17 protein-coding genes and 1 pseudogene are annotated in these 19,737 nt (G+C 63.9%); 9 read left to right on the forward strand and 9 right to left on the reverse strand.

The annotated features are described in order from the left end of the window. Positions 1–49: 49 nt before the first annotated feature. The 3 genes from kdsA (at position 50) to HAP41_RS23520 (ending at position 4,344) form a co-directional block, all read left to right on the forward strand. Entirely contained in the window at positions 50–901 is an 852-nt protein-coding gene (gene kdsA, locus HAP41_RS23510) for a 3-deoxy-8-phosphooctulonate synthase (protein ID WP_166096886.1), read from the forward strand. Then, positions 901–2,112, forward strand: coding sequence for an MFS transporter (locus tag HAP41_RS23515; RefSeq protein WP_166096883.1), 1,212 nt, complete (start codon positions 901–903; stop codon positions 2,110–2,112). Before kdsA ends, HAP41_RS23515 begins: the two co-directional genes overlap by 1 nt. 138 nt (positions 2,113–2,250) lie before the next feature. Further along, on the forward strand, positions 2,251–4,344 hold the full coding sequence (locus HAP41_RS23520) for a methyl-accepting chemotaxis protein (protein WP_166096878.1): 2,094 nt from the start codon (positions 2,251–2,253) through the stop codon (positions 4,342–4,344). Positions 4,345–4,417: 73 nt separating this feature from the next. Here the strand turns inward: HAP41_RS23520 and HAP41_RS23525 are convergent, their stop codons facing one another. The 5 genes from HAP41_RS23525 to HAP41_RS23545 are packed head-to-tail and all read right to left on the reverse strand — an operon-like array spanning position 4,418 to position 10,509. Continuing rightward, positions 4,418–5,323 (reverse strand): HpcH/HpaI aldolase/citrate lyase family protein, encoded by a 906-nt coding sequence (locus HAP41_RS23525; protein ID WP_135213780.1) that lies wholly within the window; start codon positions 5,321–5,323, stop codon positions 4,418–4,420. Further along, positions 5,320–6,582, reverse strand: coding sequence for a CaiB/BaiF CoA transferase family protein (locus tag HAP41_RS23530; protein WP_028156065.1), 1,263 nt, complete (start codon positions 6,580–6,582; stop codon positions 5,320–5,322). The genes HAP41_RS23525 and HAP41_RS23530 overlap by 4 nt, the downstream gene beginning before the upstream one ends. Continuing rightward, positions 6,566–7,669 carry an ABC transporter ATP-binding protein gene (locus HAP41_RS23535; protein ID WP_166096876.1) on the reverse strand — a complete coding sequence of 368 codons (1,104 nt, stop codon included), beginning with the start codon at positions 7,667–7,669 and terminating at the stop codon, positions 6,566–6,568. The genes HAP41_RS23530 and HAP41_RS23535 overlap by 17 nt, the downstream gene beginning before the upstream one ends. Then, the gene (locus HAP41_RS23540; protein WP_166096875.1) at positions 7,662–9,401 is read right to left on the reverse strand and encodes an ABC transporter permease; all 1,740 of its coding nucleotides are present in this window, start codon (positions 9,399–9,401) and stop codon (positions 7,662–7,664) included. Before HAP41_RS23540 ends, HAP41_RS23535 begins: the two co-directional genes overlap by 8 nt. Then, a complete protein-coding gene (locus HAP41_RS23545) occupies positions 9,391–10,509 on the reverse strand; it encodes an ABC transporter substrate-binding protein (protein ID WP_224580764.1) in 1,119 nt (372 codons plus the stop codon). Before HAP41_RS23545 ends, HAP41_RS23540 begins: the two co-directional genes overlap by 11 nt. Before the next feature lie 132 nt (positions 10,510–10,641). Here HAP41_RS23545 and HAP41_RS23550 point away from each other — a divergent pair, with 132 nt between their 5' ends. Continuing rightward, on the forward strand, positions 10,642–11,286 hold the full coding sequence (locus HAP41_RS23550; protein ID WP_161495921.1) for a GntR family transcriptional regulator: 645 nt from the start codon (positions 10,642–10,644) through the stop codon (positions 11,284–11,286). A gap of 63 nt (positions 11,287–11,349) precedes the next feature. On the opposite strand, the gene HAP41_RS23555 is transcribed toward HAP41_RS23550, so the two are convergent. From HAP41_RS23555 to HAP41_RS23565, 3 genes are all read right to left on the reverse strand, one after another. Next, on the reverse strand, positions 11,350–12,147 hold the full coding sequence (locus HAP41_RS23555; RefSeq protein ID WP_166096873.1) for a substrate-binding domain-containing protein: 798 nt from the start codon (positions 12,145–12,147) through the stop codon (positions 11,350–11,352). Positions 12,148–12,163: 16 nt separating this feature from the next. After that, complete coding sequence (queF, locus tag HAP41_RS23560) at positions 12,164–12,640, reverse strand: preQ(1) synthase (protein WP_175618086.1); 477 nt, start codon at positions 12,638–12,640, stop codon at positions 12,164–12,166. A gap of 112 nt (positions 12,641–12,752) precedes the next feature. Then, positions 12,753–13,730, reverse strand: coding sequence for a Vgb family protein (locus HAP41_RS23565; protein ID WP_166096866.1), 978 nt, complete (start codon positions 13,728–13,730; stop codon positions 12,753–12,755). A gap of 174 nt (positions 13,731–13,904) precedes the next feature. On the opposite strand from HAP41_RS23565, the gene eno reads away from it, so the two are divergent. The 5 genes from eno to HAP41_RS23590 all read left to right on the forward strand — a co-directional run bounded on the left by eno (position 13,905) and on the right by HAP41_RS23590 (position 18,700). Then, positions 13,905–15,188, forward strand: a complete 1,284-nt coding sequence (gene eno / locus HAP41_RS23570; protein WP_028149603.1) for a phosphopyruvate hydratase — start codon at positions 13,905–13,907, stop codon at positions 15,186–15,188. Positions 15,189–15,222: 34 nt separating this feature from the next. Then, the gene (locus tag HAP41_RS23575; RefSeq protein ID WP_166096861.1) at positions 15,223–16,362 is read left to right on the forward strand and encodes a zinc-binding dehydrogenase; all 1,140 of its coding nucleotides are present in this window, start codon (positions 15,223–15,225) and stop codon (positions 16,360–16,362) included. A gap of 110 nt (positions 16,363–16,472) precedes the next feature. Continuing rightward, positions 16,473–17,468 carry an MBL fold metallo-hydrolase gene (locus tag HAP41_RS23580; protein ID WP_166096858.1) on the forward strand — a complete coding sequence of 332 codons (996 nt, stop codon included), beginning with the start codon at positions 16,473–16,475 and terminating at the stop codon, positions 17,466–17,468. Between the two features lie 190 nt (positions 17,469–17,658). After that, a complete protein-coding gene (locus tag HAP41_RS23585; protein WP_135213772.1) occupies positions 17,659–18,210 on the forward strand; it encodes an NADPH-dependent FMN reductase in 552 nt (183 codons plus the stop codon). A 172-nt stretch (positions 18,211–18,382) separates the two neighbouring features. Further along, positions 18,383–18,700, forward strand: a complete 318-nt coding sequence (locus HAP41_RS23590) for an FtsB family cell division protein (RefSeq protein WP_028149600.1) — start codon at positions 18,383–18,385, stop codon at positions 18,698–18,700. A gap of 99 nt (positions 18,701–18,799) precedes the next feature. Here the strand turns inward: HAP41_RS23590 and HAP41_RS23595 are convergent. Beyond that, a pseudogene (locus tag HAP41_RS23595) lies at positions 18,800–19,635 on the reverse strand (IS5 family transposase). Positions 19,636–19,737 lie beyond the last annotated feature (102 nt).

Genomic DNA, 19,737 nt, shown 5'->3' on the forward strand with positions numbered 1-19,737 from the left:
TCCGACCCTGATGGCGGCTATGGTCGCGCCGAAACGAGGGACATTGGCCTTGAGCTCTTCGAATTCAGCGGCGCCGGTCGTCACCATTGGCACGGTCAAGTTCGGCAATGATTTGCCGATCTCGATCATTGCCGGGCCGTGCCAGCTCGAAAGCCGCCAGCATGCGCTGGAGGTGGCCTCCGCGCTGAAGGAGATCGCCGCGCGGCTGAAGATCGGCCTCGTCTACAAGACCTCGTTCGACAAGGCCAACCGCACCAGCGCGTCGGCAGCGCGCGGTCTCGGGCTCGCACAGTCGCTGCCGATCTTCGCCGAGATCCGCGCCTCCCTCGGTTTGCCGGTCCTGACCGACGTGCATGACGCCGCGCAGTGCGCCGAGGTGGCGCAAGCCGTGGACATCCTCCAGATTCCGGCCTTCCTGTGCCGGCAGACCGATTTGCTGCTGGCGGCCGCCGTGACGGGCAAGGTCGTCAACGTCAAGAAGGGGCAATTCCTTGCGCCCTGGGACATGGCCAATGTCGTGACCAAGATCACGACCGCAAACAATCCCAACGTGCTCGTCACCGAGCGCGGCGCCTCGTTCGGCTACAACACGCTGGTCTCCGACATGCGCGCGCTGCCGATCCTGGCGCGCACCACCGGCGCGCCCGTGATCTTCGACGCCACCCATTCGGTGCAGCAGCCGGGCGGGAAGGGGACGTCCTCGGGCGGCGAGCGTGAATTCGTGCCGGTGCTGGCCCGTGCAGCCGTCGCGGTCGGCGTTGCCGGCGTCTTCATCGAGACCCATCCCGACCCTGATCGCGCGCCCTCGGACGGGCCCAACATGGTGCCGCTGCGCGAGTTCGAAGGGCTGATCCGCACGCTGATGGCATTCGACGCGGTGACGAAAAGCACAACGCGCTGATGTCCCAGCCTGCGACCGGGCCGTCGTCCGACCAGAGGTTTCCGCCCGCGATCAATATCATCGCGCTCGCGAGCTTCTCGGCGGCGTTGTCCACGCGCGCGCTCGATCCCGTCCTGCCGCATGTCGCGGAAGATTTTTCGATCAGTATCACGACGGCCGCCAGCATCGCGGCCGGCTACGCCTTGATTTACGCGCTGGTTCAGCCGGTGATCGGAGCGGCTGCCGATCTGTTCGGCAAGGCGCGGTTGATGACGCTGTGCCTGGCGCTGCTTGGCGTCTCCTGCATTCTTGGCGCGGTCGCGACCACCTTCTCGGGCCTGTTCGCGAGCCGCATCCTCGCCGGTATCGCCTCCGGTGGCGTGTTTCCGGTCGCTCTCGGCCTGACCGCCGACCTCGTTGCACCCGCCAAACGACAGGTCGCGATCGGCCGCACGCTTGCGGGTTCGATGACCGGCAATCTGCTCGGTGCGACCGCCTCCGGCATCATCGGTGAACTCATCGGCTGGCGCGGCGTGCTGATGATGCTCGGCGCGCTCGGCCTGATCGCGGCCGTTGCGGTGGCCGCGGGCTTTCGCGGTGCCGCGCTGACGGCGCCGCCGAAGACGGATCTGAAGGCCTTGCGGCAGGGCTACCGGACCATCTTCGCCAACCCCAACACGCGCTACTGCTACTCGGCGGTCTTCGTCGAGGGCTGCTGCGTATTCGGCTTGTTTCCGTTCATCGCCGCGCTGCTGTTTGATCTCGGCGAGAAGTCGCCGTCGATCGCAGGCATCGTGATCGCGGGCTTTGCGATCGGCGGACTGTTCTACACTTTCACGGTCTCACGCTTCCTGCCGTGGCTCGGCGTCAAGGGCATGATGATTGGGGGCGCAGGCCTCGTCGGACTGCAGCTCGGCGTGCTCGCCTTCGGTCCCGGATGGAAGCTGCAATTCGCCAGCATGCTGGCGATGGGCTGGGGCTTCTACATGATCCACGGCTGCCTGCAGGTGTTCGCCAGCGAGCTGTCGATCGGGGCGCGGGCGACGGCGATGTCGCTGCATTCGTTCTTCTTCTTCATGGGGCAGACAGTTGGCCCGATCGCCTATGGCCTTGGCCTCCAGCACGGTGGCAAGGTCCCGACCCTGCTCGCGAGCGCCGCGATCATGGTGGCGCTTGGTCTCGTCTGCGCCCGGCTGCTCAAGCAGCGGGCACCCTCGGACGCACGGGTCTGAGGGGAGTATCGAACTACCGGTTTCCGTATTTTCCCGGAAGAGATTGGTAGCCAAAGCCGTTCAATCTTAAATCAAATCTCATCGTTCGCTCTGTAGATTGCCCGCGAACCGCGTCTTGGCGGCAATATGGATCAGTCGATGCAAAAGCAGCGTTCGGTCGCCCGCATCCTCGGGGCGGTGGTTGGGTCTCTCGGTCTCGTCCTCGTCGTCATCTGCGCCTATGCGCTGAAGCTCGCGGTCACCCGCTACTCGGACAGCAACCGCATCGTCTCGCTCGCGGTCGCCAGCCGCGACCTGACCAATACGCTCGTGATTTTCCGCCTGGAGCGCGGTGACACGCTGAGCTATCTGGCGTCGGCTGCCCCCGCGCCCGACAGCGTCATGAGCAGTCTCGCCGACCAGCGAGCCACCGTGCAGAAGAATTACGCGCAGGCCTTGCAGAGCCTCGCCTCTGCTGAAGCGCCCGGTCTTGCCGAAAAGCTCGACAAGCTCCGCGGCATCTGGGCGCAGCTCGAGGAGTTGCGGCCGCGCGCGGTCACTGCCCTGAAGCAGGAGAAGGCGGCGCGTGACGCGAACCTGCAACCGAGCTGGGCCAAGATCAGCGACGCCTATATGGACGCGATCGGCGACGTCACCGCCCATGTCGACAACGCGATGACGCTGATCGATCCCGTGGTCGATCGCCTCTTGATCGCCAAGCAGGCCTCCTGGCAGGCCCGCGCCAACGCAGGTCAGACCATTCTCGTCCAGTTCTCCTCGATCCTCGCCAACAAGACCTGGACCGCCGCCGATGGCGTAACCTTCGCCGATCTGCGCGGTCGCATCCAGCAGTCCTGGGTGGTCGTGCGCGATCTCAGCCCGAATGTGGCCTCGCCCGAGCTGTTGCAGGCGATCCGTAACGCCGAGCCGGAAATCTCCGGCGCGCTCAGCGACGAACGCAATGCCATTGCGACCAAGCTGCTCGCCGGCGAGCCCGCCGGCGTCGCAGGCATCGACTACCGCGATCGTCAGCTTGTCGGCGCCAACAACGTCGTGATCGTCACACAAACCGCGCTCGCCAACATGATCTCGCGGGCCGAAGACGGTGCCTCGCGCGCCCGCTTCAGCCTGATCCTGTTCGGCCTGCTGGTGCCGGCCTCGCTGGCGCTGACGATCGGCGGGCTGATGCTGATGCGCAACCGCGTTACCCAGCCGCTGACCGCGATCACCGGTGTCATGACCCGTTTCGCGGCGCATGATTTCGCCGGTGAGGTGCCGGGTCTCGGCCGCAACGACGAGATCGGCCGCATGGTCGCGGCGCTCCAGGTGTTCAAGGAGGCCATGATCAACGCCGAGCGCCTGTCCGGCGACCGGGCCGCCGAGCGCGCCGACAAGGAGAAGCGTGCGTCCGAATTGTCCGGCCTCGTGCGGCAATTCGAGAGCCGCATCGGCCAGATGGTACAGACGCTGTCGAGCGCCTCGGGCGAGCTGGAGACGACCGCGCGCTCGATGTCGGGCACGGCAGCCGAGGCCCAGACCCAGGCCGGCTCGGCCTCGACGCTCGCCGACCAGGTCGGCGGCGGCGTGCAGACCGTGGCGGCTGCGGCGGAGGAGCTCAACGCCTCGATCCGCGAGATCAACCGTCAGGTCGAGCAGGCGACGCGCGCCACCGAGCAGGCGGTTGTCACCGTCAAGGAAACCGACAGCACCATGCGCGCGCTTGCCGACGGCGCCGATCGCATCGGCGAGGTCATCGGCCTCATCACCTCGATCGCCGGCCAGACCAACCTGCTGGCGCTGAACGCGACGATCGAGGCAGCCCGAGCCGGCGAGTCCGGTAGAGGTTTTGCGGTGGTGGCGAGCGAGGTGAAGAACCTGGCCTCCCAGACGGCGAAGGCGACCGAAGAGATCAGCGCCCAGATCACGGAGATCCAGGGGGCGACGCAGAAGGCGGTCTCGGCGATCGACGGCATCGTCAAGACCATCGAGGAGGTCTCGAGCATCAACCGCGTCATCGCCGCCGCCATCGAGGAGCAGAACAAGGCCACCGCCGAGATCGCAAACACCGTGCAGCACACGGCGGAAGCGACCTCGACCGTCACCCGCAACATCGCAACCGTGTCGTCAGCGGCGAACGAGACCGGCCGCGCCGCTTCCGGCGTGTTGAAGGCCGCCGCCAACCTGTCGAGCCAGTCGACCTCGCTGACGTCGGAGGTCGACGGCTTCATCAGCAAGGTGAGGGCGGTGGCGTAAGGGCTGCCGCGCGCTCTATCGAATGTCCTTGGCCCCCAGAGACGGCGCTTCGCGCCGCGCTGGGGTGGCACAATCAACGAGGGCGATGCGCGCGGGCGGCGATTGCTTGCGCGCGTTCGAGCAGCGCTTCGGCGCGCTGCACGATCGGAATATCAATCATCTTGCCGTCGATGGCGAAGGATGCGCGGCCCTCGGCAGCCGCCTGCTTGTTGAGCGCAACGACGCGCTCGGCGTCCGCTACCTCCTTGGCGGAGGGGCTGAAACCCTCGTTCAGGATCGGCACCAGCGACGGATGGATACAGGCAGAGCCCACGAAGCCAAAGTCCGCAGAGCGCCTGACGATCCTTGTGTATCCTTCCAGATCGGAGAAATCGGCGACTGAGCCGATGGTGCCGAGCGGCATGATGCCGGCGGCGCGGGCTGCCTGCACGACCTGTTGCTTCGGCATCAACAGGGTTTCTTCCGTCGGCTTGGCGCCGATGGCGGTGGCATAATCTTCCGCACCCAGTGAAATGCCGGCCAGCCGCGGGATCGATCGCGCGATCTCGTGAGCCCTAGAGAGAGGACCGGGCGCCTCGATCAGGCCGACAAACCAGATATTGCCGATGGGCAATCCGCGCTCGATCTCCAGTCTGGTCACCATCTCGTCGAGCAGGCGCAGATGCTCGGCGCCTTCGACCTTGGTGATCTTGATCGCGTCCACGCCGGCGATGACAGCCGCTTCCAGATCGGGCACCGCCAATTCGAGCGGCTGGTTGATCCGCACCATGACATCCGAACTTCCGGTGTCGCGAAAGCGCTTCACGATGCCCGGGATCAGCTTTCGAGCGTTGGCCTTTTCAGCCAGCGGCACGCTGTCCTCGAGATCGATGATCAGCGCGTCCGCGCCGCGCTCGACGGCCTTGACCACGAACCGCTCGACGTTCGCGGGTACGAACAGCGCAGAGCGCCAGACCGGGAATTTTCGTTCAACTGTCATGTGCTGGTTTCCTTCACAACGCCCGAGGCGAGGGCGGCATCGATGTCGTCAGGGCTGAGGCCGGCTTCGGCCAGGATGGTGCGGCTGTGCTGACCGAGGCGTGGCGCAGGCGTCCGGATGCTTCCGGGCGTCTCGGACAGGCGAACCGGGACGGCGTGCATCGGGAACGTTCCCATGTCCTCGTCGGGATAGTCGGCCAGCAGTCCCCGGGCCTGCACGTGGCGATCGTTCATCAAGCGGACGGTGTCGTTGACCGGACCGATCGTGACCTCGGCCGCCTCGAAGAAGGCGACGTTGTCGTCGACCGTTCGTGTCGCGATGAAATCGCCGATGATCTTGTCGAGTTCGGCGACATGGACGAGCCTCTGCTCGTTGGTCTTGAACTTTGGATCCTCGCAGAGCTCCGGGCGGCCGATCGAACGCAGCACCCGCATCGCCATGCCTTGCGTGGATGCCGACAGGCAAACCCAGCCGCCATCGAGCGTGCGGTAGACATTGCGCGGTACCGAGCCGCTCGAGCGGCTCCCGCTGCGCGGTTTGACCACGCCGGTCAAACGGTAATTTGCCGCCTGAGGCCCGAGCGAGTTGACGATCGGGTCGAGCAGCGGCAGGTCGATCACCTGTCCCTTTCCGCCGTTGATCTCGACCTCCCGAAGGGCCGCCATCGCGGCGAACGCTCCGGTGAGACCGGACAGGGCATCGGCCAGATACATAGGCGGCAATACCGGCTCTCGATCGGGGAAGCCGTTCATCTCGGCGAAGCCCGAAAAGCCTTCCACCAATGTCCCGAAGCCGGGCCGACGATGATAGGGGCCGGTCTGCCCCCATCCCGATATGCGAACGATCACAAGCTTGGGCTCCAGCCGCAGCAGTTCCTCCGGCGAGAGCCCCATCTGCTCGAGCGTGCCGGGACGGAAACTCTCGACCAGCATCGCGGCGCCGGGAATCATCTTGCGGATCAGCGGCACCGCTTCGTCGTGACGGAATTCCAGGCAGATGCTGCGCTTGTTGCGCGAATGGATCTTCCAGTTGGTTTCGACACCCTTGGTGCGCCAGCCGCGCAGCGTATCGCCTTCGCGCGGCTCGACCTTGATAACGTCGGCGCCGAAGTCGGCGAGATGCTGGGTGAGCAGATTGCCTGCGACCAGCCTCGAGAGGTCGATGACGCGGAGCCCTGTCAGCGGGCCGCGGACACCGGGGGTGTAGTCGGCCTGATGCAGTCCGCTTTCGGGAGAGGTGGCGTCAGTGGGATTTGCCATGGTTCCGTTCTGTAAACAGGATGCCGCCGGTGACAGGCAGCCACAGGCGCAACTGGCGGTCAGTCATTGCCTCCTGGGTTTCGATGCGGATCTGATTTCCGCCGACGCTCAATCCGATTTGCCATCGGCCGCCAACATAGGAATGGCTGACCACGTCGGCTTCAACGATCGAACCTCCGATCGCCTGATCGTTGGCCGCCGCCAGGCGCATCTGCTCGGGGCGATAGGCAAACGTGACCTTGTCGCCCAGGGATGGACGTTTGTCGGACTTGATCAGAACGCGCTGACCATCGGCGAGACTGACCAGTGTCTGTCCATCGCCGTCGGGCGCCCCGACCACGTCGCCGTTGAGGAAATTGGTCGTTCCGATGAAGTCGGCGACGAAACTGTCTGCCGGCCGCGTGTAGATCTCTTGGGGCGAGCCGATCTGGCTGATGCGGCCGCCATTCATGACCACGATGCGGTCGGACAGAGCCAGCGCTTCGACCTGGTCGTGTGTCACGTAGATCGTCGTCAGGCCGAGGCGCGTGCGCAGTTCGGCAAGCCAGGTCCGGGCGCGATCGCGCAGCTTTGCGTCGAGATTCGACAGGGGCTCGTCGAGCAGGAGGATTTCGGGCTGGTAGACCAACGTTCGCGCGAGCGCGACACGCTGCTGCTGGCCGCCCGAGAGCTGACGCGGATAGCGGTCCTGAAAGCGCTCCATCTCGACGAGAGCGAGACTCTCCTCGACGCGGCGCTTGCAGTCGGCGGTCGATACCTTACGCAGCTTGAGCGGAAACACGACGTTGTCATAGACCGTCATGTGTGGCCACAAAGCGTAGCTCTGGAACACGAGCCCGCAATGGCGCGCTTCCGGCGGCAGGAAGATTCCCTTTTCTCTGTCGAAATAGGTCTTGTTGCCGACGCGGATGCGTCCGCTCGTCGGCTGATCCAGTCCGGCAATGGCGCCGAGCGTTGTTGACTTGCCGCACCCTGACGGCCCCAGCAGCGTGACGAACTCGCCATCGGCAACGTGGATGTTGACGTCGTCGATCGCTTTGACCGGTCCGTACCGCTTGTGCAGGTTCTCGATCAGCAACTCAGCCATAAAGCTTCACTCCGAGAAAAGCGCGCGCCGCCGTGACACAGACGCCGATCACCAGGATCTGGATGGTCGCCAGCGCGGACACCAGACCGACCTCGCCCTGCGTCCATGCCTGGAGCAGCGTGGTCCCGATCACTTCGCTGCCGGGTGCGAACAGGAAGATCGCTGTCGTGTATTCCTTGAAGAACGTGATGAAGAGGATGATGAAGCAGGCAACGAGTGCCGGCCGCAATAAAGGCAAAACGATGCGCCGGCTCGTCGTCCACCAGTCCGCGCCCTGCGTACGGGCGGCGCGATCGAAATCCGGGCTCATCTGCAACAACATCGGAGCAACCGCACCGAGCCCCACGGGGATGAAGTGCATCGTGAAGGCGGCAACCAGAATCCAGATCGTGTTTCGGAGGCCGCCCAGGCCAGGCACGAGCGCAAACGCGTAGAAGAAACCGATGCCGGCGACGACGCCGGGCACGGCACGGGGAAACAGCGCGACGTAGTGTAGCGCGCCACGCCAGCGGAAGTCGGACCGCAGCACGATGATGGCGATCAGGGCGACCATCGCAGTGGCGACGACGCCACCGACCGAACTGATGATCAGCGAGTTCCAGATCGAACGCGGGTAGACCGGGTATTCGAGCATGTTGGCGAAGTTGCCGAGCGTCAGCACCTCGCTGATCGGCACCATCGGCGACAGCAGGCTCGTGAAGGCGCGCAGCAGCAGCGCACCGATCGGCATCACGACAGTTGCGGTGATGTAGATTGCCGAGACGATGCAAAGCGGCCAGCGCAGGTTGTTCAGGCGGAAAGGGCGCGGTCGCGTGGCCTTGCCGCCGAGCGTGACGAAGCGCCTTGTATTTCCGAGCAGGCGTCCTTGTAGCCACACCAGCACGCAGACGACGGCAAGCATCAGCACGGCAGCCGTTGCCACCAGCCCGTGATCGGGGCGGGCCGACGCCACGCCGTTGTTGTAGAGGAACGTGGTCAGCACAGTGATGCCGGCGGGATCTCCGAACACCAGCGGAATTGCGAGGAGCTCCAGTCCCACAGTGAAGTTCAGCACGGCACTATAGGCGATCGCCGGCATGAGGAGCGGCAGCGTGATCCGCCACAAGGTCCTGAAGGTGCCGGCGCCGGTCACGCGCGCGGCTTCCTCCAAAGTCGGATCGGTGATCGAGGCCGACGACATGCAGTAGATGTAGGCGACCGGTGCTTGCGAGACGCCCGCGATCATCGCCATGCCCGGCAGCGAGTAGAGATTCCAGGGCGCGCCGTCGAAGATCGACTGAACCAGAAGCGTGAGGTAGCCGGCCGGTCCGTAGATCGTGTACCAGCCGAACGACAGTACCAGCGCCGAGAGATAGATCGGCCACAGGAAGAGCTCGCCAAACAACCGCGCAAACGGCATGTCGGTGCGGCCGAACAGCACCGCCGCCAGTGTGCCCAGCGTCTGCGAAATCACGGTGGTGAGGGTGGCGAACACGAACGTGTTCCAGATGACGAGCGCGAAGCCGTCGGTGCGAAGCAGGCGCCCGAAATTGCCCAGCGTCAGTTGCTGACCGGAATCGTAGAGCGCACGATCCAGGAAAGATTGATAGAGAACGGGCAGGAGAGGCGCTGCGATCAGGACAATGGTCAGCAGCGCCATGCCGTACTGGATGACGGTATCGCGGCCGGGCAGCGGCTTCGGCAAAGCGTCCGCGGCCGACGACCCCAGCGCGCTGCTTGCGTCAAGCGACATTGAAGGTCTTTTTCCAGCGCGCGAGGAAGCTGTCGTAGTCCCGCACCGCGTCCCGATCGTAGCCGATGTAGCAGGTGTTCTGTTCGCCGACGGCTTCCACGATCGACGAGTAGGTGTGGCGGATTCCGTCGCCCGGCTTCACACCGGGGCGTGCCGGTGTCAGGCCGCCCCGTCCGAATGCGCGCTGACCGTCCTCCGAGACGACGTAGTCGAGCATCAGTTTTGCTGCGTTGACGTTCTTCGATCCCTTCGGAATCGCGATGCCACGCAGCACGACCGGCTGACCGTCTCCGATGAAGCTCCAGCCGAGGATCTTTGCCCGCGCCGGATCGTTCAGGCGCGGCCAGAAGGTGATGGCCGAAACGAAGAAGCCCATGGTGTATTCGCCGGAGGTGACCTTCTCGGTCATTGGGCCGCCGGAACGCTCGAATCGGGGCGAAAGCTTTGCAAGTTGGGCGAACCAGTCCCAGGCCTTTTCGCCGTGCTTCTTCACGAACGCGTAGCTGATGCCGTAGCCGAAAGTCGTTTGATGCACGCCGTAGCTGGTGATGCGGTTGCGCCAGGTCTTCTCGTTTGCGACCGCAAGCTCGACGAACTCGGCAAGTGTCTTGGGACGCTTGCCGTCGGCCACCAGCGTGTTGTTCCAGATCAGCGCCATGGGATCGGACGAGACGGTGTAGACGCCGGGAAACGGCTTTGACCAATCCGGCCAGGCCTTCGCTTCAGGCGATACGTAGTCGAGGACTTCACCGCGCTCCTGGAAATCGATCCATCCGCCCGGATCGGCCGTCGCGATGAGGTCGCAGGTGCGGCTGTTGGTGCTCCGCTCGGCCAGATATCGCTCGAAGCTCTCGCGGGAGGCGGGGAGATCCAGGGTCTCGACCTTGATCTTCGGGTAGAGCTTGTTGAAGCCCTCGATCACGGGACGCCAGTTTTCCGGCGACATAATCGAGTAAATGAGGAGGCTGCCCTCGTTATGGGCGTCGTCGATGATCTTCTGATAATTCTCGGGATACCCGTTCGGCGCCGCCTGGGCCGTGCCCCGGAGCCCCACCGTGGCGCCGAGAACCGACATCACCATTAAGCTTCTACGATCGATGCCGGACATCTACTGTTCCTCCCGTCGTCGCGATTTGTTATGTACATTTATTGGCGCCAATTTGTGCGCAATAGTTGCGGTGAGTCAAGCGCTCCAAAAAGGGAAGCAGCCATGAAAGTACGGAAGGAGCAGAAGAGGCTGTTGGCGGCGGAAATCGGTGCCGCCATCCTGCAAGGCGACTACCGGCCAGGCGAATGGTTGCGCCAGATCGACCTGGAAGAAGCCTTCGCTGCCAAACGGTTTGACGTCCGGAGTGCGCTGACCCAGCTTGCCGCAAGCGGGATGGTGACGCATGTCGAAAATCGCGGATACCGGGTCGCGCAACCCGACTTGAACGTCGTTCGCGAGATATTGGCGATCCGCACGCTGCTCGAAGTTGAAGCGGCAAGGCAGGCGCTACCGAATATCGGCCCCGACGAACTCAAGAAGATCAAGCAGGCTCAGCAAATCTTCGAAGATGCTGTGGCGCGCGGCAGCAAGGCGGATCAGGCAAATACCAACGCAGCCTTTCACGACGAGATCTATCGCCATGCAGCGAACCAATCGCTCGCCAGCCTCATCGTGGAAATCAGAAATCGCGCCAGACCAGGGCCGATTGCTTTGTGGCCTTCGAACGCCGAGCTGCAGAGAAGTGCTGCACACCATGTCGAGATCGTCGATGCGATCGAGTCTCGCGATCTCGCCGCGCTCGTTGCAGCAGTGCGACGACACATCGTCGAATCCGGCGCCAACTATCCGGCGCGCGATCTCGGTCCGGTCAAGAAGGCCTCGGCAGCCTCCGATTGACCAGGAGTGGCGAAGCCCCTCTGTTGAGGGCGTGTCAGGAGTAGCGCACGGAGTAGGCCTGCCTCAATTCGCGCCCCCAGCCGGGATCGGCTCCATGCCGCTTGCGATGATCACGTCGCGGGCGGCGGGGGAGGCGAGGAACTTGATCAAGGCACGGCCGGCTTCGGGCTCCTTCGAACCTGCCGCGATCCCGGCCGAGAAGATCGTGATCTTCTGCAATTCGTTCGGCAGCGGTCCCACGATGTCGATGCCCTTCACGGGCTTCAGCTCGCTGATCTGCTGGAAGCCGAGCTCGGCCTCGCCGTGCGCGACGATCTCGCCGACCGGCGTTGCCGGAATCTTTCGCGCCTTGTCCTTCATGACATCGGCGATGCCGAGCTTGTCAAACATCTCGGTCGAGACATAGACGCCGCTGGCGCTATCGGAATAGGCGATCGTTTTCGCCGCCAGCAGCGCGCGCTTGACGGCCTCCACCGAGCTGATGTCCGGCTTCGGCGCACCCGATTTCACGGCAACGCCGATCGGCGATCTGGTGAGTTCGACCTGGCTGCCGGCCACGACCTTGCCCTTGCCGGCGAGGTCGGTGAGGGCATAGCCCACCATGATCAGGACATCGGCGGGTTCGCCGCGCTCCAGCCTGACCGGGATCGCATTGGTGGTCGTCCCCATGGACGGCCCATATTCCGTCAGCACTTTGTTGCCGGTGGCCTTCTCGAATTCCGGCACGAGCGCCTTGTAGGCAGCCGTCAATCCGCCCGAGATCATCACATGGACCTCGGCAGCTTCGGCCGCGCCGGTCAGCCACAGGACGGTCAGAACGCCGAAGGCAATGTTGCGGAATGTTGCTGATATCGATGTCATCGTCATTCGTCTCCAACTAACCCCGTCCGCGATACGGCGCGACGCCTTGCTCCGGCACCCACAATCCCTTCGGCACGCGGCCGGTCTGCCAGAACACGTCGATCGGGATGCCACCGCGCGGATACCAGTAGCCGCCGATGCGCAAGAACTTCGGCTTGATCTCGCTCGCGATGCGCTTGCCGATCATGACGGTGCAATCCTCGTGGAATGCGCCGTGATTGCGGAAGCTCGCGATGTAGAGCTTGAGCGACTTCGACTCCAGCAGCCACGGGCCGGGGGCGTAATCGATCATCAGATGCGCGAAATCCGGTTGTCCCGTGACCGGGCACAGCGAGGTGAATTCCGGCACGGTGAAGCGCACCAGATAGTCCGTGCCCTTTTGCGGATTGGGCACGCGGTCGAGCTGGGCTTCTTCCGGTGTGTGCGGCCATTCGACCGCGCGGCCGAGCTGGATGGATTTCTTCGCCATCGTCGTCACATCCTGTTCGAGCATGATCCGGAAAAGTGGGCACCGGTTTTCCGAAAGATCATGCTCAACTAAAAAACCGGAGCGCGATAAGATCGCGCTCCAGAGGGTGTCGGGATGGACGCAAATGGCGCCGTCGTCAACCAGCCGCGATCGTCTGGATCATGACGATCCGGTCGTTGCCGGGCTCGCAGCCCCAGAGCTCGCCCGGGCGACCGTCGAGCTGGCGCACATTGGCATTGGCCTTGTCGCTGGCGAAAACGTTGAACCGCTCCGTCGCGGGATCGAAGCGGACGATGGCATTGGCGGAGAAATCCGTCAGCCAGACCTTGTCCTTGTCGTCGACATAGACGGCATAGGTGCGGGGGTGATCGCCCGGCAGCTTCCAGGTTTTCCAGGAGCCGTTGGCGGGATCGTGCACCGAGACGTGACCGCTGTTCCACTCGCTGCCCCAGATCCGGCTTTGCGAATCTGACCAGACCCGCCGCGACCCCCGGCTCGGCGTCGGCGGCTCGACAATGGCGGCATTGCCGGTCGCAAGATCAATCCTCGCGATATGGCTGCCGGCCAGCGAGGCGTACCAGACCTCGCCCTTGGGCGTCACCGCGATGCCGTAGGGACCAACGCCCTTGGGCGCCCTGAACACGTCCATCTCGCCCGATTTCGGCTTGAGCCGGCCGTAATAGCCGGACTGGCCAGTGAACCAGTAGGTGCCTTCCTTGTCGAACACACCGGTGTTGAGATTGGCGGAGGCGAACTTTTCGGGCAGGCGGAACAGCGTGACCTTGAGATCGCCGGGATCGACCCGGGCGATCGCGTTCTGGCCGCCCTCGGTGATCCAGAGGGCACCGTCGGGGCCGATCGTCACGCCGTGCGGTGCGGCGCCCTGGCCGAGGCTGACTGTCTTGAAACTGCCATCCCGGGGGTCGAGCCTGCCCAGCATGCCCTTGCCCTGCGCCGTGAACCAGACCGTGCCGTCGCGAGCGGGGGCGAGGTCGTGCAGGCCGATGCCGGCGCTGATGGGGAAATATTTTGTCCGGAACAGGCCTTCCTGCGCAAAACTTGGGCGAACGGCGAGGAGGGCGGCGCTCGAGGCAAGAAACTGGCGGCGGTTCATGGCGTTACCCCGACTGTTTCAGATTGAGGTTGGACGCGCAGAGCAGGCGACTTCAAGGATAGTCCGAGCCCGCTCACGCGTCAGTCGAAGCACGCCGTCCAAGCGTTCACATTTGCTTGCGGCCCGTGTAAGACCCCCGGCACCGATCAGCCCCAACGAACGGAAGTGCACATCATGACCGCCATCATCGACATCATCGGCCGCGAAATTCTCGACAGCCGTGGCAATCCCACCGTCGAGGTCGACGTCGTGCTGGAAGATGGTGCGCTCGGCCGTGCCGCGGTGCCGTCCGGCGCCTCCACCGGCGCCCACGAGGCGGTGGAACTGCGCGATGGCGACAAGGCCCGCTATCTCGGCAAGGGCGTCACCAAGGCCGTCGGCGCCGTCAATGGCGAGATCTTCGAGGCCCTGAGCGGCCTCGATGTCGAGCAGCAGGCCCAGATCGACCAGATCATGATCGACCTTGACGGCACGCCGAACAAGAGCCGGCTGGGCGCCAATGCCATCCTCGGCGTCTCGCTCGCCTGCGCCAAGGCAGCCGCGAACTCGCTCGACATGCCGCTCTATCGTTACGTCGGCGGCACCTCGGCGCGTCTGTTGCCGGTGCCGATGATGAACATCATCAATGGCGGCGTGCATGCCGACAATCCGATCGACTTCCAGGAGTTCATGATCCTCCCCGTGGGCGCGTCGTCCTTTGCCGAGGGCCTGCGCTACGGCGCGGAGGTGTTCCACACCCTGAAGTCGGAATTGAAAAAGGCCGGCCACAACACCAATGTCGGCGACGAGGGCGGTTTCGCCCCGAACCTGCCGTCGGCGGACGCCGCGCTCGAATTCGTCATGAACGCGATCGGCAAGGCCGGCTACAAGGCCGGCACCGACATCGTGATCGGCCTCGACTGCGCCTCGACCGAGTTCTTCAAGGACGGCAAATACGTCTATGAAGGCGAGGGCAAGACCCGCTCGATCTCCGAGCAGGCCAAGTACCTCGCAGACCTGGTGTCGCGCTATCCGATCGTGACCATCGAGGACGGCATGTCTGAAGACGACATGGACGGCTGGAAGGAGCTCACCGACCTCATCGGCAAGAAGTGCCAGCTGGTCGGCGACGATCTCTTCGTCACCAACGTCAAGCGCCTGGCCGAAGGCATCAAGGCCGGCCGCGCCAATTCGATCCTGATCAAGGTCAACCAGATCGGTACGCTGACCGAGACGCTCGCTGCCGTCGAGATGGCGCACAAGGCCGGCTATACCTCGGTGATGTCGCACCGCTCCGGCGAGACCGAGGATTCCACCATCGCCGACCTCGCGGTCGCCACCAATTGCGGGCAGATCAAGACCGGCTCCCTTGCGCGTTCCGACCGCACCGCCAAATACAATCAGCTCCTGCGCATCGAGCAACAGCTCGGCAAGCAGGCACTCTATGGCGGCAAGGCGGCATTGAAGGCGCTGGCATAAGCCGGCGCTCCAGCTAGGACAGGGGAGGATCGACATGAGCGACGGCAAGACCGGACTGCAACTGCGTTCGCTGATCAAGAAGAGCGGTGAACTGGAAATCTCGCTCGTCGACGTGCCGACTCCCGAGCCCGCCGCGGACGAGGTCGTCGTCCGCGTCGAGGCGGCGCCGATCAACCCGTCCGACCTCGGCCTTCTCGTCGGCGCGGCCGATATGAGCACGGCGAAGGCGTCCGGCACCAAGGACGCTCCCGTCATCACCGCGAAGGTGCCGGAGGGCGCGATGCGGGCGATGGCCGGCCGGCTCGACGAAGCCATGCCGGTTGGTAACGAAGGCGCGGGCGTCGTCATCAAGACCGGCTCGTCCGATGCCGCGAAGGCATTGATGGGCAAGACCGTCGCCATGATCGGCGGCGCGATGTACGCGCAGTACCGCACGCTGAAAGTGCGCGAGTGCCTGCCGCTGCCGGCGGGCACAACGCCGGCCGAAGGCGCCTCCTGCTTCGTCAATCCGCTCACGGCGCTCGGCATGACGGAGACCATGCGGCGCGAGGGGCACAAGGCGCTGGTGCACACCGCGGCCGCCTCCAATCTCGGCCAGATGCTGAACAAGATCTGCATCAAGGACGGCATTCCGCTGGTCAACATCGTGCGCAGCAAGGAGCAGGCCGACATCCTGCACAAGATCGGCGCCAAACACGTCGTCGACTCCACCGCACCGAGCTTCCTCGGCGATCTCACCAATGCGCTGGTCGAGACCGGCGCCACCATCGCCTTCGATGCCATCGGCGGCGGCAAGCTGGCCGGCGACATCCTCAACTGCATGGAAGCCGCGATCAACAAGACCGCCAAGGAATACAGCCGCTACGGCTCCAACGTGCACAAGCAGGTCTACGTCTACGGCGCGCTCGATATCCGCCCGATCGAGCTGCCGCGCGGCTTCGGCATGGCCTGGGGCGTCGGCGGCTGGCTGCTGTTTCCGTTCCTGATGAAGATCGGGCAGGCGGACGGAGCCAGGCTGCGCCAGCGCGTCGTCGACGAATTGAAGACGACCTTCGCCAGCCACTACACCAAGGTGGTGTCGCTTCAGGAGGCGCTCGATCCCGCCAACATCGCGGTCTACGCCAAACGGGCCACCGGCGAAAAATTCCTCATCAACCCAAATAAATCTTCGTGATGTGCCACGGCACACCATCCAAAGAAGGACTTGCCTTCTGAGCGAAGCGCGGGGACATTTGCGCCGCAATTGAAAGCGGGGCAACCGCAAGCAAAGAAGGGGACACTTCCATGACTGATCTGAATCGCCGCGACCTGCTCGCGGGCGCTGCCGCTATGGGCGCGGCGGCCGTAACCGGACTTGGACCGACCACCGCCAGTGCCTCGGTGCCGCAAAGCGGGGCACAGGCGCCCGGCTTCTATCGCTACAAGGTCGGCAGCTACGAGTGCACCTCGATCAACGACGGCGCGCGCACCTTCCCGATGCCCGACAAGTTCGTCGTCAACCTGCCGAAGGAGGAAGCGCTGGCCGCGGGCGAGGCGGCGTACATGCCGAAGGGCATGGTCACGGTGCCGTTCAATCCGCAGCTCATCAACACCGGCTCCAAGCTGGTCCTGATCGACACCGGCAACGGCGTTGCCAATCTCGAGCCGAGCAAGGGCGCGGTCGGCCGTACGCTGCAGAACCTCGCCGCTGCCGGCGTCGACCCGAAGAACATCGACGTCGTGCTGCTGTCGCATCTCCATCCTGATCACACCAACGGCATTCGTCTCGCCGACGGCGCGCTCGCGTTCCCGAATGCGGAGATCATGGTGCCGGCGAAGGATTGGGAGTTCTGGGCGAGCGACGAGAATGCGGCCAAGGCTCCGAACGACCTGACGAAGAACTACTTCGCCAACGTGAAGAAGACCTTTGCCGGCCTCGAATCCAAAGTCACGAAATACGAGTGGGGCAAGGAGGTCGCCCCGGGCATCACCTCGATCGCGACGCCCGGCCACACGCCGGGGCACACCTCGTTCGCGGTGGCCTCTGGCGACAAGAAGGTGCTGATCCAATCTGACGTCACCAACATTCCGGAGTTCTTCCTGCGCAATCCGGATTGGCACGTGGCGTTCGACAACGACGGCGCGATGGCGCAGGCCACCCGCCACAAATTCTACGACATGGCGGCAGCCGAGAAGGCGACCGTGATCGGTTTCCACTTCACCTTCCCCTCGGTGGGGCATGTCGAGAAGGACGGCGCGAAATACCGCCTGATCCCGTCGGCCTGGAATCCGACGATCTGAACCGAGCCAGGGGTTTGCGAGAAACGTCAGGCCGCCTTCGGGCGGCCTGATTGTTTTTGGATCGTAGCGACCATCTGCTTTCGAGAAACTCAGCGTTTCCAAACAGGACCGGTTCATGCACTTGCATCCATCGACCCGGATCGCTTAAGTGCCGCCCCGGAACTTCCGCTCAAGCCCCCAAGGACAATCCATGGCCTACAACATCGTCGTGATCGCCGGCAGCCTGCGCAAGGACAGCTTCTCGCTGAAGGTCGCCAACGCGCTCGCAAAGCTCGCGCCGGCCTCGCTCAAGCTCGAGGTCATCACGCTGGCAGGCATCTCGTTCTTCAACCAGGACCTCGAGGGCGCGCCGCCCGCGGACTGGCTGGCCTTCCGCGAGAAGCTGCAGAAGTCGGACGGCGTCATTTTCGTCACCCCCGAATACAACCGCGCCATCCCGGGTGTGCTGAAGAACGCCATCGACGTCGCCTCGCGCCCCTACGGCAAGAGCTCGTTCAACGGCAAGCCGGTCGGCATCATCTCGAACTCGCCGGGCCCGCTCGGCGGCGTCAGCGCCGCCAAGACGCTGCAGAACATCCTGCCGGGCATTGCCGGACCGATCCTGCAGCAGCCGGAGATCTATCTGAACGCGGTCGGCGATGCCTTCGATGCGGAGGGGAACCTGACCAAGGAATCTCTGAAGCCCGTCCTCCAGGCCTATATCGACGCGTTTGCTGCGCACGTGGCCAAACACCACGGCTGACGTCTTTCTTCGTCATGGCCGGGCTTGTCCCGGCCATCCACGTCTTGGCTCGTGGTGACGAAAAACGTGGATGCCCGGCACAAGGCCGAGCATGACGGCTGGGGGTAGGGACTGGAACGCGAAGGGGGAAGCGATTAGCACTCCCTTAACCAACCTGCCGCATCTTCCCAAGATGGTCTCCCGCGCGCGCCTGAAATCGATCCTGACCGGCCTTGCCCTCTATGCGATGGCGGCCGCTATCGTCGGCTATTTCGGCGTCAACGCCTACACCGGCAAATACGGCCTCAACGCCCGTCAGGAACTCGACCAGGAGATCATCGCGCTGACGAGCGAGCTGGCCCAGCTCAAGCGCGAGCGCGCGAAGAGCGAGCAGCGGGTGTCGCTGCTGCGGACGTCGCGGATCGATCCTGACATGCTGGACGAGCGGGCGCGCTATCAGCTCGACTATGTCAATCCACACGATCTCGTTCGGATGATCCCGGCGAAGTAGCGTTTGCCGCTGCATTCGAAACCGGCATCGAAAGCCGCTGCCGAAATCCGACAATCGTGTAGCAATTCTACCGAAAGTCTTAGAGTCTGTCCGGAAAGATTACCTTGGATTGCATAGCTTTCGCAGCATGAGTCGGATGGAGGCCAGCTTGAGAAAGGCGAGCGCCCTGTGATTGAAGCATTCCCAATCTTTGGACAGTCTTCGGCATCGCCCGAGCCAGGCAAAGGTACGCTCGACGATCCAGCGTTTGGGCAAGACGACGAAACGGTGAGCCTGATCGGAGCGTTTGACGATTTCGAGGTTCACGCGCTTCAGAGCGCTACGCAGCCCCTTCTGGAAATGTGGCCCTTGATATCCGCCGTCGGCGTAGAGCTTCAGAAGAAAGGGATAGAGGCCGAACAACGTTGCCATCAGGAGCACGCCGCCGTCGCGATCCTGGATGTCCGCCGCATGCACGATGGCGTGCATCAAGAGGCCTTGCGTGTCGACGAGAATGTGCCGCTTCTTGCCCTTGATCTTCTTGCCCGCGTCGTAGCCATGGAGATCATGAGGCCCCCTTTTTCAGCGCTTTTCACGCTCTGGCTATCGATGATGGCGGCGGTGGGAGAAGCCTCGCGCTCGGCCCTTTCGCGACATTCGACATAGAGGGCGTGATGAATTTTATCGAGCGTGCCGTTCCAGCTCCACAGATCGAAGTAGCCATACAGCGTCGAGCGCGGCGGCAGGTCCTTGGGGATCGCGCGCCACTGGCAACCTGTGCTCAGGATGTACATCAGCCCGTTGGCAATCTCGCGCAGGTCCACCGTACGCTTGTTGCCGCCGCGCTTGGCCGGCGGGATGCGAGGCGCGATCAGCGCCCACTCCTCGTCGGTCAAGTCGCTCGGATAGCGCAGGCGGCTGCGGTCGTAGCGTGCACGGTTCTCGGTAGTCCACATTGGCGGCGCGTCCCCATCGAATCAGGCCGCTCACCTTGAATCACAACCGATTCATTCGACTCAACATGTTTTGGAACAGACACTTAGGCTTGGAACCGGGCT

This window comes from Bradyrhizobium barranii subsp. apii (assembly GCF_011516635.5).
GTDB classification, from domain to species: domain Bacteria; phylum Pseudomonadota; class Alphaproteobacteria; order Rhizobiales; family Xanthobacteraceae; genus Bradyrhizobium; species Bradyrhizobium barranii.

Excerpts from the sequence above, each read along its gene's own strand:
- HAP41_RS23580 (WP_166096858.1), top strand. The coding sequence starts at position 16,473 with ATGACTGATCTGAATCGCCGCGACCTGCTCGCGGGCGCTGCCGCTATG.
- HAP41_RS23545 (WP_224580764.1), bottom strand. The coding sequence starts at position 10,509 with ATGTCCGGCATCGATCGTAGAAGCTTAATGGTGATGTCGGTTCTCGGC.
- HAP41_RS23530 (WP_028156065.1), bottom strand. The coding sequence starts at position 6,582 with ATGGCAAATCCCACTGACGCCACCTCTCCCGAAAGCGGACTGCATCAG.
- HAP41_RS23525 (WP_135213780.1), bottom strand. The coding sequence starts at position 5,323 with ATGACAGTTGAACGAAAATTCCCGGTCTGGCGCTCTGCGCTGTTCGTA.
- HAP41_RS23535 (WP_166096876.1), bottom strand. The coding sequence starts at position 7,669 with ATGGCTGAGTTGCTGATCGAGAACCTGCACAAGCGGTACGGACCGGTC.
- HAP41_RS23585 (WP_135213772.1), top strand. The coding sequence starts at position 17,659 with ATGGCCTACAACATCGTCGTGATCGCCGGCAGCCTGCGCAAGGACAGC.
- HAP41_RS23515 (WP_166096883.1), top strand. The coding sequence starts at position 901 with ATGTCCCAGCCTGCGACCGGGCCGTCGTCCGACCAGAGGTTTCCGCCC.
- HAP41_RS23590 (WP_028149600.1), top strand. The coding sequence starts at position 18,383 with ATGGTCTCCCGCGCGCGCCTGAAATCGATCCTGACCGGCCTTGCCCTC.
- HAP41_RS23565 (WP_166096866.1), bottom strand. The coding sequence starts at position 13,730 with ATGAACCGCCGCCAGTTTCTTGCCTCGAGCGCCGCCCTCCTCGCCGTT.
- HAP41_RS23540 (WP_166096875.1), bottom strand. The coding sequence starts at position 9,401 with ATGTCGCTTGACGCAAGCAGCGCGCTGGGGTCGTCGGCCGCGGACGCT.
- HAP41_RS23575 (WP_166096861.1), top strand. The coding sequence starts at position 15,223 with ATGAGCGACGGCAAGACCGGACTGCAACTGCGTTCGCTGATCAAGAAG.
- eno (WP_028149603.1), top strand. The coding sequence starts at position 13,905 with ATGACCGCCATCATCGACATCATCGGCCGCGAAATTCTCGACAGCCGT.
- HAP41_RS23520 (WP_166096878.1), top strand. The coding sequence starts at position 2,251 with ATGCAAAAGCAGCGTTCGGTCGCCCGCATCCTCGGGGCGGTGGTTGGG.
- HAP41_RS23555 (WP_166096873.1), bottom strand. The coding sequence starts at position 12,147 with ATGACATCGATATCAGCAACATTCCGCAACATTGCCTTCGGCGTTCTG.
- queF (WP_175618086.1), bottom strand. The coding sequence starts at position 12,640 with ATGCTCGAACAGGATGTGACGACGATGGCGAAGAAATCCATCCAGCTC.